Here is a 13,977-nt window from a genome sequence, read left to right on the forward strand (position 1 = left end):
TCCGTGGAACTGTCAGATGCGACAGTTTGTTGTACACAACTGAAAAGTACAACTGTCATAATTGCATAATACATCAATTTGCGATAGTTTTCAATCATTTTTTGGATATGCTTTGACGCAAAATTAACGTATAATGCAATCGAAGAGAAGAGGCTTGTGTGAAAAGCCTCGTGGTTTCATCTGTTTTTTAAGGAGGATAAAACGCAATGGACCAGAAAAAGACCGTTCGGCCCTTCTCCATGAAGGACAAGATCGGCTATACACTGGGCGATCTGGGCTGCTGCTTCACGGAGCAGTACCGCGCCATGTATCTGTCGATCTTCTACACCCTGATCCTGCAGGTCAACCCCTTCCATGTGGGTATCCTGCTGCTGATCACCAAGATCTGGGATGCCGTCAACGACCCCATCATCGGCGCTATCGTGGACTCCCGCAAGGCCACCAAGGGCGGCAAGTTCATCCCGTGGATCCGCGCTTTCTCGTTCCCCATGGCAGTGCTGTGTGTGCTGGCCTTTGTCAATGTGGGCAACATCAGCTACGGCCTGCGTCTGGCCTACATGTTCATCACCTATGTGCTGTATGAGGCACTGTACACCTGCGTCAACGTGCCCTTCGGCACCCTGTCCAGCGTGATGACCGATGATGTGAGCCAGCGCACCGCCCTGTCCCGTTACCGCAGCCTGGGCGGCACCATCTTTATGACCGTCATGGTCATGGTCGGCCCCCTGTTCCTGTATGTGGACAACCAGCCTGTGGCTGGCCGCTTCCTGATGCTGGCCTGCATCTGCGCCATGCTGGGCCTGCTGTGCCTGCAGATCACCTGCGTGTGGTGCAAGGAGCGTGTGGAAGTGCCTGAGCGTCCGCAGGGCGAAAAGCTGAACTACCTGCACGTTCTCAAGGAGATCTCCCACAACAAAGCCCTTCTGGGCGTGATGTTCTTCAGCCTGACCGGCATGATCGGTGCATCCGTGGTCAACGGCCTGAACACCTACCTGTACAAGGACTTCTTCGGCAACGTCAAGATCCAGGCCGTTTCCGGTATGCTCAGCGTGCTGTATGCGGTGCTGTCCTTTGCCATCACCCAGCCTCTGGCCAACAAGCTCGGCAAGAAGGAGTGGTGCTGCATGGGCGCAGGCTTTGCCGCCGTCGTGTTCGGCATCCTGTTCTTCTTCCCCATCCATAACCCCGTGGCTTTCATCGTCATCAACGGCATCTGCTACCTAGGCGCTTCCGGTATGCAGGTGCTGATCTGGGCCATGGTCAACGACGCCATCGACTACCACGAGCTGCAGACCGGCGAGCGCAACGAGGGCATCGTCTACTCCACCTACTCCTTCTTCCGCAAGCTCGCAAGCGCCATCTCCGGCAGCCTGTCCAGCTTTGTGCTGGGTGCCATCGGTTACAACGTCACCGCAGGCGCTGTGCAGACCGCAGGCGTTGTGAACGCCATCTGGAAGAGCTACACCGGCGTCTACTTCCTGGGCTACGGCATTGCAGTGGCCATCCTGTTCTTCGTCTATCCCCTGACCAAGCAGAAGACGGCCGAGATGCTGGCAGAGCTGAAGAGCCGCCGCGCCGCAAAGGAGAGCAAGTAAACCATGAAGATTTTACAGGTTCAGTTTAAAAACCGCAATGGCCACACCCTGCGCGGCATCGTGACCCTGCCTGATACGGAGGGCAAGGTACCCTTTGTGGTGCATCTGCACGGCTTTGCCGGCAGCTGCAGCGGCTACAAGTCCATGTACACCCACCTGTCCCGCGCTCTGGCAGCGCAGGGCATCGGCAGCGCCCGGTTTGATTTCTACGGCAACGGCGAGAGTGACGGCGAGTTCGAGGATATGAGCTTTGACGGCCTGCACACCGATGCACAGGATATCTTTGCATGGGCAGCCCAGCAGCCCTATGTGGACAGCGAAAAGATGTTCCTCTCCGGCCAGAGCATGGGCGGCTACATTGCTGCCTCCTGCGCTCCGGTGATCCAGCCCCACGGCCTGATCCTGCTGTGCCCGGGCGCAGGAATGTGGTTCGGCTGCGCCCAGCGCGCCGACGGTGTGACCCAGACCGGCAAGGACTACGCCGACATGGAGGGTCTGTGCTACAAGATGGCCTTCAACTATGAGATGGCCAAGCACCCCGATCCCTTTACCGAGGCCAAGGGCTACAACGGCCCGGTGCTTCTGCTGCGCGCCGACGATGACCGTCTGGTGGACGAGGGCACCTGCAGCCGCTATGCCGAGGGATACACCGCACCCGAGGTGGATACCATTGCAGGCGGCGGACACAACTTTGCCACGCTGACCGCCCGTGCCGCCGTGGAGGAAAAGACCGCCGCATTCATCAAAGCACATCTGTAAGGAGGCATTTGTATGGAAAACATGATCCTGCAGCCCATCGAGGTGGGCGGACAGACCTTTAAAAACCGCATCATGTTCCCCCCGCTGACCACCGGCTACGAGAAAAACGGCATGATCAGTGAGCAGGACATGGGCTTCTACACCCGTCTGGCAAAGGGCGGCGTGGGCTACATCGTTCTGGGCGATGTGGCACCCATCAACAGCTTTTCTCCCACCCCCAAGCTGTTTGACGACAGCCAGATCCCTGCCTTCAAGGCACTGGCCGACAGCGTACACGCCTACGGCACCAAGCTGGGCGTCCAGCTCTTCCACCCGGAGTACGATGTGGATGCCATCAACAGCCTGTTCATGCAGAAGAAGTTTGACGAGATGCGTCAGCGCCTGCATCACGACATGATGTTCTTTACCGATGAGGTCAGCGAGGAAATGCTGATGGCCATCATCGATAAGATGTGCGCCTGCGCGGTGCGTGCCCAGAAGGCCGGTGTGGACGTGATCCAGATCCACGGCGACCGCCTGAACGGCTGCCTGTGCTCCACCCGCATGAACCACCGCACCGACAAGTTCGGCGGCAGTCTGGAGAACCGGGTCCGCTTTGCCCGGATGCTGACCCGGGCCATCCGCAAGGCTGTGCCGGGGATGATCATTGACTACAAGCTGTCCATCGTCACCCCGCAGCGCGGCAAGGGCGGCATCGACGAGGCCGATGCGGTGCAGTTCGCCCAGTGGCTGGTGGAGGACGGCGTGGATATGTTCCACGTTGCCCAGGCCAACCACACCGGCAACATGGCCGATACCATTCCTCCCATGGGTGTGCAGCCCTACGGCTTCTTTGTCAGGATCGCCGGGGACATCAAAAAGGCTGTCAACGTGCCGGTCAGCGCCGTGGGCCGTATCGTGGATGCCGAGATGGCAGAGCGTGTCATCGAGAGCGGCATGGCTGATATGGTGGCTGTTGGCCGTCCGTTGCTGGCAGACCCTGATTGGGGCGCAAAGATCGCTGCCGGTAAGGCCTGCGATATTCGCCGCTGCATCAGCTGCAACAAGGGCTGCACCGATGCCATCCAGAACCGCCAGTTCCTGTCCTGCGTGCTCAATGCCGAAAATGGCTATGAGAACAGCCGCAGCATCCAGCCTGCCGCACAGAAAAAGAAGGTGGCTGTTCTGGGCGGCGGCCCTGCCGGTCTGGAAGCTGCCCGTGTGGCAGCCCTGCGCGGTCACGACGTGACCCTGTTTGAGAAGACCACCTCTCTGGGCGGTCAGCTGAACATCGCCTGCGTGCCTCCCCGCAAGGAGGAGATGCGCCGCGCCGCACAGGATCTGATCCGCGCGGTCTGCAATGCCGGGGTGCACCTGTGCATGGGACAGACCCGCACGGCAGAGCAGCTGAAGGAGGCCGGTTTTGAGGCTGTCATCAACGCTGTGGGTGGCCACAGCGCCGCACCCCGCATCCCCGGCATTGACGGCGTGAACGTGGCCGATGCCTGGAAGGTGCTGGCCGGTGAGCAGCAGGTCTATGGCACCGTGGCTGTCATCGGCGGCGGCATGGTGGGCTGCGAGACCGCAGAGTATCTGGCTGCCCGGGGCTGCAAGGTGTCTGTCATCGAGATGATGGACAAGATCGCAGCAGGCGAGAGCACCACCATTCTGCCTACCCTGCTGGAAAACTACAAGACCTACGGCGTGGAGCAGTACCCCGGCCACAAGGTCAAGGAGTTCCGCATGGATGCCGTTGTCTGCGAGAACAAAGACGGCGCAGAGGTGACCATCCCCTGCGATTACATCGTGCTGGCTATGGGCGCACGCTCCAACGAGTTTGACGCTGCTGCGCTGGAAGCTGCCAATATCCCGGTGTACTCCGTCGGCGATGCCGCAGGCAAGGCTGCAGATATCTCCAACGCCATCCGTACCGGCTACGATACCGCCTGCCAGCTGTAAAGTAGTCTGAGATGCGCACAGCGCATCGCCAAAAGTGCAAGCCCGGAAGGTCTGTGTGCCTTCCGGGCTTGCTTTTTCACCCTCTCAGGCAAAGCCTTGACGGCTTTGCCAGCTCCCCCGAAAGGGGGAGCTTTTTTGCATTTTCCGGTCAGCACAAATAAAGCTCTCCCGAAAGGGGGAGCTGGCATCGCGCAGCGATGACTGAGAGGGTTATGACGCGATGCCTTTTGCGATATTTTTCCGCCGGTTAAGCCTGGATATAGAAATCCGACAAGAGTTGTGTTAGAATAAGGCATCCGGGAGCGCCATGCGGCGGGTGCTCCGCTTCAACATGAAAAATGGAGGCTTTTTATGAAAAAGACCTATCGCTCGTTCTTTTGCCTGCTTGCAGTGCTGCTGCTCAGTGTCAGTGCACTGCCCGCTGCCTCGGCACTGTTTTCGGAGCGGCTCTACTACTATGGTACGGTAGAAGAGATCAGCCGCGCTGCGGACGGTACAGTGGAGTCTGTACTGGTGACCGCAGAGGGGCAGGAGACCTATGAAATGGTGATCACTGAGCGCACCCAGTGGCAGGACCATGACGAAAAGACCACCTCCGATCCCGCTACCCTTGCAGTAGGGGAGCAGATCTGTGTGGTGCACGACCCTGCCGTGATGATGTCGCTGCCGCCGCAGTCGGTGGCTTATACCGTCATCCGCAATTTCCCCGAAGGTACGGATCTGGAGCAGGAAGCCCGCGACGCTGCCTGCCCGGTGAAGCAGTTCTTCGCCCGGACCCGCAAGGCCATTGAGGACTGGTTCTACCAGACCATGCCCATTGCGGAGTAAATCTGACTGCATCGTAAAAAAAGAAAACATCTGCTGTCCCGCGCCGGAGGCTGTTACGTCCGGCAAAGGGGCAGCAGATGTTTTTTTGTGTGTAATCCTGCCTTGTTCAACTTACGATTCATCCAGTTGGGCAGCAGTGCAGAAACACTCAGTTCCGCTGGAACCCAAGATAGCGGGTGCCTTGAAAACTCAGCTTTCCAATGTCGCCCTCCACAAGCATTCCGTAGTCCGAACCACTTACGGTAAGCTCCATGCGGTCGCCGCTTTCCACCTGAAAGGTCACATAATAGGTGGTAAACGTATGCATCATCGTGTTGTCCGTGTGGTGATGAGAGACCTCCGTGCGCTTTGCCACCACCGCTGCCGGAACGGTGAGCCGCGGCGAATGGTTGTTTTTATTCCAGGTGCGGATATTTCCGATGATGGCATACAGGATCATGCCCAGAACCACAAGGAACAGGATGGGAAACAGGATGCTGAACAACAGATCAAATCCAGCGAAAAACATCTTACTCCTCCAAAATTTCTTCCAGCAGTCCCTTTACGTCCTCCAAAAAGGATTCCTCTCCAAGGGTGTTCACCTTGAAGAACACCGCCTGACTGCCGCCTGCGGTGATGGCGGATAACCGAATCGGGCTGTCCCCGTTCTGAAACATGGTCAGCGTCAGACTCAGGCGATTGCCGCCCATCACGCTGTACCGTTCAAAGACGCGGACGCTGCACCGGGCATCGCCCTCTTTGAAATCACTTCCGGCTTCCAGCTCTGCCGACCAGCTGCTGGCCGGAATTTCGTTTTCCAACTTCCAGAGCAGCTGATCAAATTTCTTGTTTTGAATGGTCTTTTCAAAGATCGCCATAATGGTTCCTCCGTTTTACCAACAAAATTCGGTCCCTTATCCTTAATACGAACGAACCCGCAGGAAAATTGCAGAATGCCATCCCTGCGCTCCGGATTCGGAGGAATACTTTGTGATCTTCCAACAGCATACAGTAGCACCAGGGGGGTGCTGTGTATGCTATTAACGCTGCTGCAATTTTTCGCTACAAAATTTCTGGTGCTGGCGCTGCATCTGGAAGCGGGGAGTTTCCCAAAGCCGCTCAGTGCGCGGGAGGAAATCGAAACCTTTGCGGCTCTGCGGGCGGGGGACAGGAGTGCGCGGGAGAAGATCATCCGGCACAACCTGCGGCTGGTGGCCCATGTGGCAAAGAAATACTACGCCCAGCCCGGCGACCAGGAGGACCTGATCTCAATTGGAACCATTGGGCTGATGAAGGCCGTGGATACCTTTGACATCACCCGCAAGGCGCGGTTTGCGACCTATGCCAGCAGATGCATTGAGAATGCTATCCTCACCCGAGCGAACGCCGGACTGAGAATCGGAACCATCTCCACCGCCCTCGGGGTCGTTGTCGTCCTCTTCCGGGTCTACCGGGAAGGTGGTCCAGTCGATTTCATCCTCCGGTGAACCGAAGAGCACCACATGCGCCACCTTGCCGTCCCACACCACCTTGCGCACCACCGTGCGGATGGCAGCGCGCTTCTGCGTCACGGTCATGTCGTCGATGTTGTCGTGGAACACGGTCAGCAGCTGCCGCATCACGTCAAACTCGATGCCGCCCAGAACACCGCTGTCGGTGAGGCTTTCCAATTCCCGGATGCGGGAACTCAGGGTGGCATCCTGTGCATTCAGTTCCTCGATGCGCTTTTTCAGGTGGACAGCAGCGGTGCTGTCGCTGAAGTCAGCCAGCGAATCGATCAGTGCATTGATCTTCCGCTGCGTCTCGGCCTGCTCTTTGCGCAGGGTGGAAAGCTTGGTCTCAAACTCGGAGCGGTTGCCTGCGTGGGCGGACTTTGCCTTTTCCAACTGCTTCATAAAGTCGCTGGAATGGTCGGCAAGGTGCTTGACCTGTTCGCAGATGGCAGCATCCAGCAAATTGCCGTTGGCATTCCGGACATTACATAACTCTCTCCGGCTGCGCTCCTTCAGTTTGCACATATAGGGAAAGACCACCTGCCCATCGGCAGTTTTGCGCCCGGTGACCTTCGGGTACATCCGGCTGCCGCAGGAGCACCACAGCAGGCCGGTGAGCAGGGCTTCGTTGCCGCGGGACTTGTGGTAGGATTTGGATTTGTTCCGCTCCAGCGACTCCTGCACCCGAATCCACCGGTTCGAGGAGATGATGCCGGGGTGCTCGCCCACCGAAACGATCCATTCGCTGATGGGATTGTAGACCGTAGCACGGCCTTTTTCCTGATCGCTGCGGTTGTAGGCCAGCACGCCGCGCACACCGTCGAAATCGGACTCCGGGGCGAACAGTTCTGCCTCATTGTCCACAAAATACTGATAGGCGTCCTTGTCTGCAATCAGGTAGACAGGATTCTGCAAAATCGACTTGATGGAAAACCGGGTGAACGAACGCCCGGTTTTTGTTTTGATGCCCTGCCGCAGCAGCTCGGTCTCGGTCATGGTCAGAGAATCGTACTGCTCGTAGAGGTCGAAAATTTTGTAGATGATCTCTGCTTCGTCCGGCAGCAGCTTGAGCTTGCAGGCCTTTTTGGTCTTGCCGTCCACCGTGATGCTCTTGACGCTCTCGGAAGCATAGCCCGTGGGGGTCGTGCCGCCCAGCCAGCGCCCGGTCTTTGCCAGCTCGTGCATGTTGTCCCGGATGCGCTCCGCGATGGTCTCACGTTCCAGCTGACTGAACACGGATGCGATGTACATCATCGCGCGGCCCATGGGGCTGGACGTGTCAAAACTTTCACGGATGGACACAAAGTCGATGCCCAGCCGTCCCAGTTCTTCAATCAGGCTGGAAAAGTCGCTGATGTTGCGGCTGATGCGGTCCAGACGGTAGACCACAATGGCCTTGAATTTCCGGTCCTTGGCCGCAGTCATCATCTTTTTGAAATCCGGGCGGTTCAGGTTGCCGCCGGAAAAGCCCTCGTCCTCAAAGACAACGGTATGTTCCGCGGCAGCATCGCCGTAGTGAGTGCGGATATATTCGCGGCAGAGGTCGATCTGATTTCCGATACTTTCGCCCTTGCCGGTGTAGCGGGATTTGCGGGAATAGATGGCAATGGTGTCGGCAGTTTTGGCCATAAGATACTCCTTTCCTGTTGTCCGGTGGCCGTAGATGCGGCTATTGTAGCATGGCAGGCCATCTTTGTAAAGAAAAATAACGATAGTCATACATATTTCATCATACTACGAACGGAGGTGTCAAGGATGTGACAAGGCAGGATAAGCGAGGAAACCAGAATGTTTGACTATTTCTATGGGCAGTCGGGCGAGATGTTCTCGTATTTCCGGGTGCCCAAAATTTTATTCCGGGACATAAAATTCAAGGATCTGTCCACCGATGCCAAAACGCTGTACGGCATCCTGCTGGACCGCATGGGGCTGTCGGTGAAAAACGGATGGCTGGATGAGCAGGGAAGGGTGTATATCATTTTTCCTGTGCAGGAAGTGATGGATGCACTGGGCTGCGCAGACAACAAGGCAACCAAACTGTTCCGGGAATTGGAAAAGTTTGGTCTGATTGAGCGCAAACGGCGCGGGCTGGGAAAACCCAATCTGATTTACGTCAAAAACTTTGCAGACCCACGATGCCGCAATCGTGAAAAGAACGGTTCCGGTGCCGCGGATTCAGCGCAGCAGGAAACGGCAAAATCACGAGGAAATAAGACTGAGTGGAATAAAACCGAGGGGAGTGAACCTGATCCTTTCTCTTCCGACGCGGAGAGCGAACCGGATGAGCGCACACGGCTGGAAGCGTATTTTATGCAATCGTTGGAAGTGGACTTGCTGCTCCGGGTCTGCCCGGATGAGGAAGACACCATTCAGATAATCCAAATCGGAACGATATAGTTATCTCGATCTATGATGCCGACTTTTGGCTTCATGCAGACGATAGCACCTTTCCCGCGTGGGACAGAGGCTTTATCCAGCAAAGAAAATACCTTCGTCAGTTCGGTGCCGGGATTCGAGGTCTTTTTGATTTCAATGGGATTCAGAACACCATCCTGCTCCAGAACAATGTCAATCTCTTTTGCATCTTTGTCGCGGTAGTAGTACAAAAACGTCTCTCTGCCGGTATTCAGATAGGTTTTCGCAATTTCGGAAACAACATAGTTTTCGAGGATTGCACCGTTCATTGCACCATACTCCAGAACTTCTGCGCTACTCCACTTGGTCAGATAGCAGACCAATCCCGTATCATAAAAATAGAGCTTGGGGGTTTTTACCAAACGCTTCAGAAGGTTATTGGAGTAGGGGTGCAGATAGAAGATGATACCCAGTGTTTCCAGAATGTGCAACCAATCTTTTGCCTGCTTCTGATTGATGTCCGCATCCTGTGCAATTTCGGCAACATTCAGCATCTGGGAGCAGCGCGCTGCAACCGCTGTCATGAAACGCAGAAATTTCAGCGCATCGATGGCATCTGAAAGCTCTTTTACGTCGCGTTCAATATAGGTAGAAAGGTAGCTGCTGTAAAAAATCTGGCTGTTGGTATTTTTTCCGCTTGCAATAGCGGGCATGGAGCCCCGATAGATACGCTCAAAGATATCTTTGGTATCTGCGGGCACAGCTTTTTCCTCGCGGTTCAGCAGAGCGTCCAAATCCACACGGAAAGGCTCGGTATCTGCACCGTTTATTTCTGACTGCGAAAGAGAAGTCATTGACAGCACTGCAACACGCCCGGCAAGTGATTCCTGTACCCCGTGCATCAGCTTGAACACCTGTGACCCGGTCAGCCAAAAGGCACCCGGCTCATGGTGAGTATCTGCATAGACTTTGATATAGGTAAATAGTTCCGGTGCATATTGAACCTCATCAATCAGAACCGGCGGCTTATGCAGCTGCAAAAACAATTCTGGATCATTTTTTGCGAGTGCCCGCTCGTTCAAATCGTCCAGTGAAACATATCCACGGGAAGTTCCTTCCATGAGCTTTTGCAGCATAGTTGTTTTTCCTACCTGCCGGGGGCCGGTCACAAGCACAACCGGATATTCCTGCGTGACCTGCTGCACAACTTTCTCAAGACTTCTTGTAATGTAACTCATATTGATCACCTGCTTCCAATCTCGGCCGATTTTTCTTATGATTCCATTTTAGCCGAAAACTTTGTCTTTTTCAAGTACATCTGGGTGTTTTAATCGTATTATAAAAAGTTAGGAGTTGATGCTTATTGTCTTATCGCTTAGTAATCGCAGAAAAGCCCTCAGTCGGGGCTGCTTATGCAAAAGTTCTCGGTGCGACCAACCGTCAGGATGGCTACTGGGAGGGTACAGTGATGAAAACACTTGCTATAATATCGCCATGGCGCAGGTTTCAGTTGCGTAAGAGGGAAAATTGCCTGAAATGCATTAAAGGCTGATAATACTCCGTGAGCTGCTCACAAGAGCAGCTCCATCGAGTCGCGGTCATTGTGCATTTTCAAGCTGAAAACAGGCCGGGACTCGGAAAAGGAGTCTCGGCCTGTTTGTGTTTTCGGCGCAAAGGAAAGGATTGAACAATGCGATTTGATGCAAAAGAATTCGGCGGACGTATCCGCGATTTGCGGAAAAAGAAGGGGATTACACAGGAACAGTTGAGTATAATGCTGAACGTTAGTGCGAACCATCTTGCAAAAGTTGAAACGGGAAGCCGCTGCTGCTCGATTGAGTTGCTGCAGGATCTTTCGTCCTGCCTGAATGTCAGAACGGACTATCTGCTGAACGGAGATGCACCGCATAACAACCATCTGAGGGAAAGACTGACGTTTCTTGCACAGGAATTAGAAAAGATTACGGCGGACCTCCCGGTATGGGGATAGGAAAAGCAAAATCCTCTTTTTCAATGCCCAAAAGCGTGGTAGAATAGGTAAAAGATTCAGTATCTGAAAAACGGAGCGCGCAACAATGAAGATTCTGGTCAGCGCCTGCCTGCTGGGCGAAAACTGCAAATACAGCGGCGGAAACAATTACAATCAGGCGGTTTGTGATTTTGCGCGGGGGCATCAGGTGGTTCCGGTCTGCCCGGAGGTTTTGGGCGGCCTGCCCACACCGCGGTGCCCGGCGGAAATCGTGCAGGGCGTTGTCACGAACAAAGAGGGCATCAATGTGGACCGGGAGTTCCGAGCGGGCGCAGCCAAGGCCCTTGCCATCGCAAAAGAAAATGGGGTGGAGCTTGCCATCCTGCAATCCCGCAGCCCCAGCTGCGGCGTGAAGGAAATTTACGATGGAACGTTTTCCGGGACAAAGATTCCCGGACAGGGCGTTTTTGCCAAGATGCTGATGGACGAAGGCGTCCGTGTTCTGGATGCCGGGGAATTGCCTAAAATTATCTTGAAAAATGAGGACGGAAAATGTCAATCAAACTGATTTGCAGCGACATTGACGGTACGCTGCTGCAATACGGCAAAAAGGAACTGGAAGACGAGATCTTTGAGCAGATACGGGAGCTGCATCGGCGCGGCATTCTGTTTTGCCCGGCATCCGGTCGGCAGTATACCAGCCTGCGCAAGCTCTTTGCACCGGTGGCAGACTGCTGTGTGTTTCTTTGTGAGAACGGCGGCGTGATCTATAAGGGCGAACAGTGCATCGCCAAGAATCCGATGCCCCGTGCACTGGCCGAAGAAATTGCCAACGACCTGTGGACCCGCAGCGACGGGCAGGGCGAAGTGATGCTTTCCGGCCAGAATACTGCATACCTGATGGAGCGGGGTCTGGGAATGCTCCAGCGCATCCAGTTCATCGGGAACAACTATCAGATCATTCATGACCCGTCTGAGGTGCCGGAGGAGATCACAAAAGTATCGGTGTATCTGCACGAAGGCGTAGAATCTTACACGGAACGGTTTGTCCCACGATGGAAAGAGGCAAACTGCGCTGACAGGAGAATTTTATGACAGAGCGCTATTGTGAGGGTGAACGGTTTGCTGACCTGTCGTTCACCGAGGAGACTTTTGAGGATTGCGACTTTACCGACTGCGTGTTTGTGGATTGCTCCTTTACCAAATGCGAACTGGATCATACCACGCTGAACGAGTGCAAATTCGTGCGGTGTGAGATCACAGGTCTGCGCAGCACTCATTCTTCGGTGCAGTCGCTGGATTTTGATGACTGCCGCCTGAATGAAATTGAGTGGGCACCGCTGATGTCCAACGGTGCCTTCCCGGACCCTATCAATACGCTGAAAGAGTGCAGTCTGAAATATAACACCTTCACCGAAATGAACTTTAACCGCTTCGACTTTTCGGACGGCAACGAAATTGTCGGCTCCATGTTTGCCAAATGCGAGATGCAGCTGGCGAATTTCAAGGGTGTAGAACTTCACGAAACGGAGTTCTACCAGTGTGATCTGCGCAAGGCGGATTTCCGGGATGCCGCCGGTTATAAGGTGGACATTCTGGGCAGCCGCCTGAAGGATGCGAAATTTTCCCTGCCGGAAGCGGTGAATCTGCTGGCAGATTTGAAGATCAAACTGTCGTAAGAAGGAGAAAAAATGCGTCAACTCATCATTGCACGAAAAGATCTGCAGATGTCTCCCGGTAAGCTGGCGGCGCAGTGCTGCCACGCTTCGCTGGCATTCCTCACCGACCCCATCGGCATGGGACAGAGCGTGAAACCCATCGAGAAAGACGGAGAAATTACCGGCTATCGGGCAGAAATCATGTTGGAGAAAGCAACCTATGAAGAATGGTTCGATGGCTCTTTTACCAAAACTATCTGCGGGGCAAAGAACCGCAATCAACTGCCGAAAGCAAAGACAATTGCCGAGGAATTGGGACTGGTGGAAAACAAAGACTTCTTCCTTATCCGGGATGCCTGCCACACCGAGCTGGAGCCGGAAGAATTTGATGAAAACGGAGGAGGCATGACCCTGACCTGCATCGGTTTCCGCCCGCTGCCGGATGAAATTGCACATCAGATCAGCCATAAGTTCCATTTGTATTGATAGAATTCCTTTATTTTATAAGCATTTTCCACAGTCACTGCAGCCGTTGCAGATCAACTTGCTACCGCAGGTCTCGCAGTTTGCGCGGAAATGAGGCACATAGAGATCTTCCTGCGGGATGGGGTAGCCCCAGTCGTCCACGAGGTCAAAATGAATGGGCCTGCCCTGATAGTTCATGCCGGATTTACAGGCCATTCGGCTTTGCAGCTGCTTGTTTGGCAGGTGGTAGCGCCTGCCGTCCTTGATGAACACGGTGCCGGTCTCGATAAAGCAGAATGTTACGTTGGCATCCACGCATTCCTGCCGGAGAGACTTGACCCAATCAAAATTGCAGGGGCGGGCACCATCGTAGTTTTCGCCGCCGCAGATGACCTGCTCGATTTGCCCGGCGGAAAGGTACTGCCGGATGCTTACTGGCCCGATGAAGGGCGCGCACATGATGCCCTTGTGTTTGAAGGGCAGGTCGAACAGGATGGGAATGCGCTCATCGGCGCGGCGCTGATTTTCACAGGTGACGTTGAAAAAGATGTTGTCCCAACCGCTGCCCCAGTCCGGCGGCAGGCACTCCCGCACCCGCTGCGGCCGTTTGGTGAGAAGGAAAAACACCACATCGCTGCGCTGGCGCATGATGTCCCACGCCTCAGCCCGCCACGGGTCGGCTTCTTCCAAGAAGAAGTCCGAGGTCATGCAGACCCGGATCTGCTCACCACTCTGGATTTTGTAGTGTCCGGTGCGGTCTTTCTGGAGCGGATAGGAAAAGCCGCTTTTCGTTTTGTAGATCTCGGCTCCGTTCTGGTCCCGCATCCGGTCGAGAAAATACATGTAGCAGTTCTGGCAGCCCTCGCTGCACTTGACGCAGCCGTGCCATGGATTCCAGATGTCGTGCAGGAAGCTCACCCTCTTTCTGTACCTATTAT

General features: G+C 55.0%; 14 protein-coding genes and 2 pseudogenes. 11 read left to right on the forward strand and 5 right to left on the reverse strand.

What is annotated here, in order from left to right; genetic code table 11:
- Nucleotides 1-206: 206 nt before the first annotated feature.
- The 4 genes from GXM22_RS05470 to GXM22_RS05485 all read left to right on the forward strand — a co-directional run bounded on the left by GXM22_RS05470 (nucleotide 207) and on the right by GXM22_RS05485 (nucleotide 5,120).
- Complete coding sequence (locus GXM22_RS05470; RefSeq protein WP_005932378.1) at nucleotides 207-1,595, forward strand: MFS transporter; 1,389 nt, start codon at nucleotides 207-209, stop codon at nucleotides 1,593-1,595.
- Between the two features lie 3 nt (nucleotides 1,596-1,598).
- Nucleotides 1,599-2,354: an alpha/beta hydrolase family protein gene (locus GXM22_RS05475; protein WP_005932380.1), complete on the forward strand. Its 756-nt coding sequence runs from the start codon at nucleotides 1,599-1,601 to the stop codon at nucleotides 2,352-2,354.
- A 12-nt stretch (nucleotides 2,355-2,366) separates the two neighbouring features.
- On the forward strand, nucleotides 2,367-4,292 hold the full coding sequence (bilR, locus tag GXM22_RS05480; RefSeq protein ID WP_005932382.1) for a bilirubin reductase, long form: 1,926 nt from the start codon (nucleotides 2,367-2,369) through the stop codon (nucleotides 4,290-4,292).
- Between the two features lie 351 nt (nucleotides 4,293-4,643).
- Nucleotides 4,644-5,120 (forward strand): hypothetical protein, encoded by a 477-nt coding sequence (locus GXM22_RS05485; RefSeq protein WP_005932387.1) that lies wholly within the window; start codon nucleotides 4,644-4,646, stop codon nucleotides 5,118-5,120.
- A gap of 148 nt (nucleotides 5,121-5,268) precedes the next feature.
- Here the strand turns inward: GXM22_RS05485 and GXM22_RS05490 are convergent, their stop codons facing one another.
- Both GXM22_RS05490 and GXM22_RS05495 read right to left on the reverse strand, forming a co-directional pair.
- Entirely contained in the window at nucleotides 5,269-5,628 is a 360-nt protein-coding gene (locus GXM22_RS05490) for a DUF2500 domain-containing protein (protein ID WP_005932392.1), read from the reverse strand.
- 1 nt (nucleotide 5,629) lies between these two features.
- On the reverse strand, nucleotides 5,630-5,977 hold the full coding sequence (locus tag GXM22_RS05495) for a DUF6054 family protein (protein ID WP_005932394.1): 348 nt from the start codon (nucleotides 5,975-5,977) through the stop codon (nucleotides 5,630-5,632).
- A gap of 156 nt (nucleotides 5,978-6,133) precedes the next feature.
- On the opposite strand from GXM22_RS05495, the pseudogene GXM22_RS15225 reads away from it, so the two are divergent.
- A pseudogene (locus tag GXM22_RS15225) lies at nucleotides 6,134-6,418 on the forward strand (sigma factor); the annotation flags it as partial.
- Here the strand turns inward: GXM22_RS15225 and GXM22_RS05505 are convergent.
- Nucleotides 6,368-8,311, reverse strand: a complete 1,944-nt coding sequence (locus GXM22_RS05505) for a recombinase family protein (protein ID WP_005932397.1) — start codon at nucleotides 8,309-8,311, stop codon at nucleotides 6,368-6,370. The pseudogene GXM22_RS15225 and the gene GXM22_RS05505 overlap by 51 nt on opposite strands.
- Nucleotides 8,312-8,380: 69 nt before the next feature.
- Between GXM22_RS05505 and GXM22_RS05510 the strand changes: the two are divergent.
- Nucleotides 8,381-8,977 (forward strand): annotated as a pseudogene (locus tag GXM22_RS05510) (replication initiator protein A); the annotation flags it as partial.
- On the opposite strand, the gene GXM22_RS05515 reads toward GXM22_RS05510, so the two are convergent.
- A complete protein-coding gene (locus GXM22_RS05515) occupies nucleotides 8,962-10,185 on the reverse strand; it encodes an ATP-binding protein (RefSeq protein WP_005932402.1) in 1,224 nt (407 codons plus the stop codon). The pseudogene GXM22_RS05510 and the gene GXM22_RS05515 overlap by 16 nt on opposite strands.
- 452 nt (nucleotides 10,186-10,637) lie before the next feature.
- Between GXM22_RS05515 and GXM22_RS05520 the strand changes: the two genes are divergently transcribed.
- The 5 genes from GXM22_RS05520 to GXM22_RS05540 all read left to right on the forward strand — a co-directional run bounded on the left by GXM22_RS05520 (nucleotide 10,638) and on the right by GXM22_RS05540 (nucleotide 13,060).
- Nucleotides 10,638-10,937 carry a helix-turn-helix domain-containing protein gene (locus GXM22_RS05520; protein WP_005932405.1) on the forward strand — a complete coding sequence of 100 codons (300 nt, stop codon included), beginning with the start codon at nucleotides 10,638-10,640 and terminating at the stop codon, nucleotides 10,935-10,937.
- An 85-nt stretch (nucleotides 10,938-11,022) separates the two neighbouring features.
- A complete protein-coding gene (locus GXM22_RS05525; RefSeq protein WP_005932409.1) occupies nucleotides 11,023-11,484 on the forward strand; it encodes a 2-thiouracil desulfurase family protein in 462 nt (153 codons plus the stop codon).
- A complete protein-coding gene (locus tag GXM22_RS05530; RefSeq protein ID WP_005932410.1) occupies nucleotides 11,469-12,011 on the forward strand; it encodes an HAD family hydrolase in 543 nt (180 codons plus the stop codon). Before GXM22_RS05525 ends, GXM22_RS05530 begins: the two co-directional genes overlap by 16 nt.
- Complete coding sequence (locus tag GXM22_RS05535) at nucleotides 12,008-12,595, forward strand: pentapeptide repeat-containing protein (RefSeq protein ID WP_005932413.1); 588 nt, start codon at nucleotides 12,008-12,010, stop codon at nucleotides 12,593-12,595. Before GXM22_RS05530 ends, GXM22_RS05535 begins: the two co-directional genes overlap by 4 nt.
- A gap of 12 nt (nucleotides 12,596-12,607) precedes the next feature.
- Nucleotides 12,608-13,060 (forward strand): aminoacyl-tRNA hydrolase, encoded by a 453-nt coding sequence (locus tag GXM22_RS05540; RefSeq protein ID WP_005932416.1) that lies wholly within the window; start codon nucleotides 12,608-12,610, stop codon nucleotides 13,058-13,060.
- 15 nt (nucleotides 13,061-13,075) lie between these two features.
- Here GXM22_RS05540 and GXM22_RS05545 read toward each other — a convergent pair whose 3' ends face one another.
- Nucleotides 13,076-13,957 (reverse strand): DUF5131 family protein, encoded by an 882-nt coding sequence (locus GXM22_RS05545; RefSeq protein ID WP_335341488.1) that lies wholly within the window; start codon nucleotides 13,955-13,957, stop codon nucleotides 13,076-13,078.
- Nucleotides 13,958-13,977: the final 20 nt, after the last annotated feature.

Origin of the sequence: Faecalibacterium duncaniae (assembly GCF_010509575.1) — a bacterium.
Taxonomy (GTDB): Bacteria; Bacillota; Clostridia; order Oscillospirales; family Ruminococcaceae; genus Faecalibacterium; species Faecalibacterium duncaniae.

Excerpts from the sequence above, each read along its gene's own strand:
- GXM22_RS05520 (WP_005932405.1), top strand. The coding sequence starts at position 10,638 with ATGCGATTTGATGCAAAAGAATTCGGCGGACGTATCCGCGATTTGCGG.
- bilR (WP_005932382.1), top strand. The coding sequence starts at position 2,367 with ATGGAAAACATGATCCTGCAGCCCATCGAGGTGGGCGGACAGACCTTT.
- GXM22_RS05485 (WP_005932387.1), top strand. The coding sequence starts at position 4,644 with ATGAAAAAGACCTATCGCTCGTTCTTTTGCCTGCTTGCAGTGCTGCTG.
- GXM22_RS05515 (WP_005932402.1), bottom strand. The coding sequence starts at position 10,185 with ATGAGTTACATTACAAGAAGTCTTGAGAAAGTTGTGCAGCAGGTCACG.
- GXM22_RS05470 (WP_005932378.1), top strand. The coding sequence starts at position 207 with ATGGACCAGAAAAAGACCGTTCGGCCCTTCTCCATGAAGGACAAGATC.
- GXM22_RS05475 (WP_005932380.1), top strand. The coding sequence starts at position 1,599 with ATGAAGATTTTACAGGTTCAGTTTAAAAACCGCAATGGCCACACCCTG.
- GXM22_RS05530 (WP_005932410.1), top strand. The coding sequence starts at position 11,469 with ATGTCAATCAAACTGATTTGCAGCGACATTGACGGTACGCTGCTGCAA.
- GXM22_RS05495 (WP_005932394.1), bottom strand. The coding sequence starts at position 5,977 with ATGGCGATCTTTGAAAAGACCATTCAAAACAAGAAATTTGATCAGCTG.
- GXM22_RS05525 (WP_005932409.1), top strand. The coding sequence starts at position 11,023 with ATGAAGATTCTGGTCAGCGCCTGCCTGCTGGGCGAAAACTGCAAATAC.
- GXM22_RS05505 (WP_005932397.1), bottom strand. The coding sequence starts at position 8,311 with ATGACTATCGTTATTTTTCTTTACAAAGATGGCCTGCCATGCTACAAT.
- GXM22_RS05490 (WP_005932392.1), bottom strand. The coding sequence starts at position 5,628 with ATGTTTTTCGCTGGATTTGATCTGTTGTTCAGCATCCTGTTTCCCATC.
- GXM22_RS05540 (WP_005932416.1), top strand. The coding sequence starts at position 12,608 with ATGCGTCAACTCATCATTGCACGAAAAGATCTGCAGATGTCTCCCGGT.
- GXM22_RS05535 (WP_005932413.1), top strand. The coding sequence starts at position 12,008 with ATGACAGAGCGCTATTGTGAGGGTGAACGGTTTGCTGACCTGTCGTTC.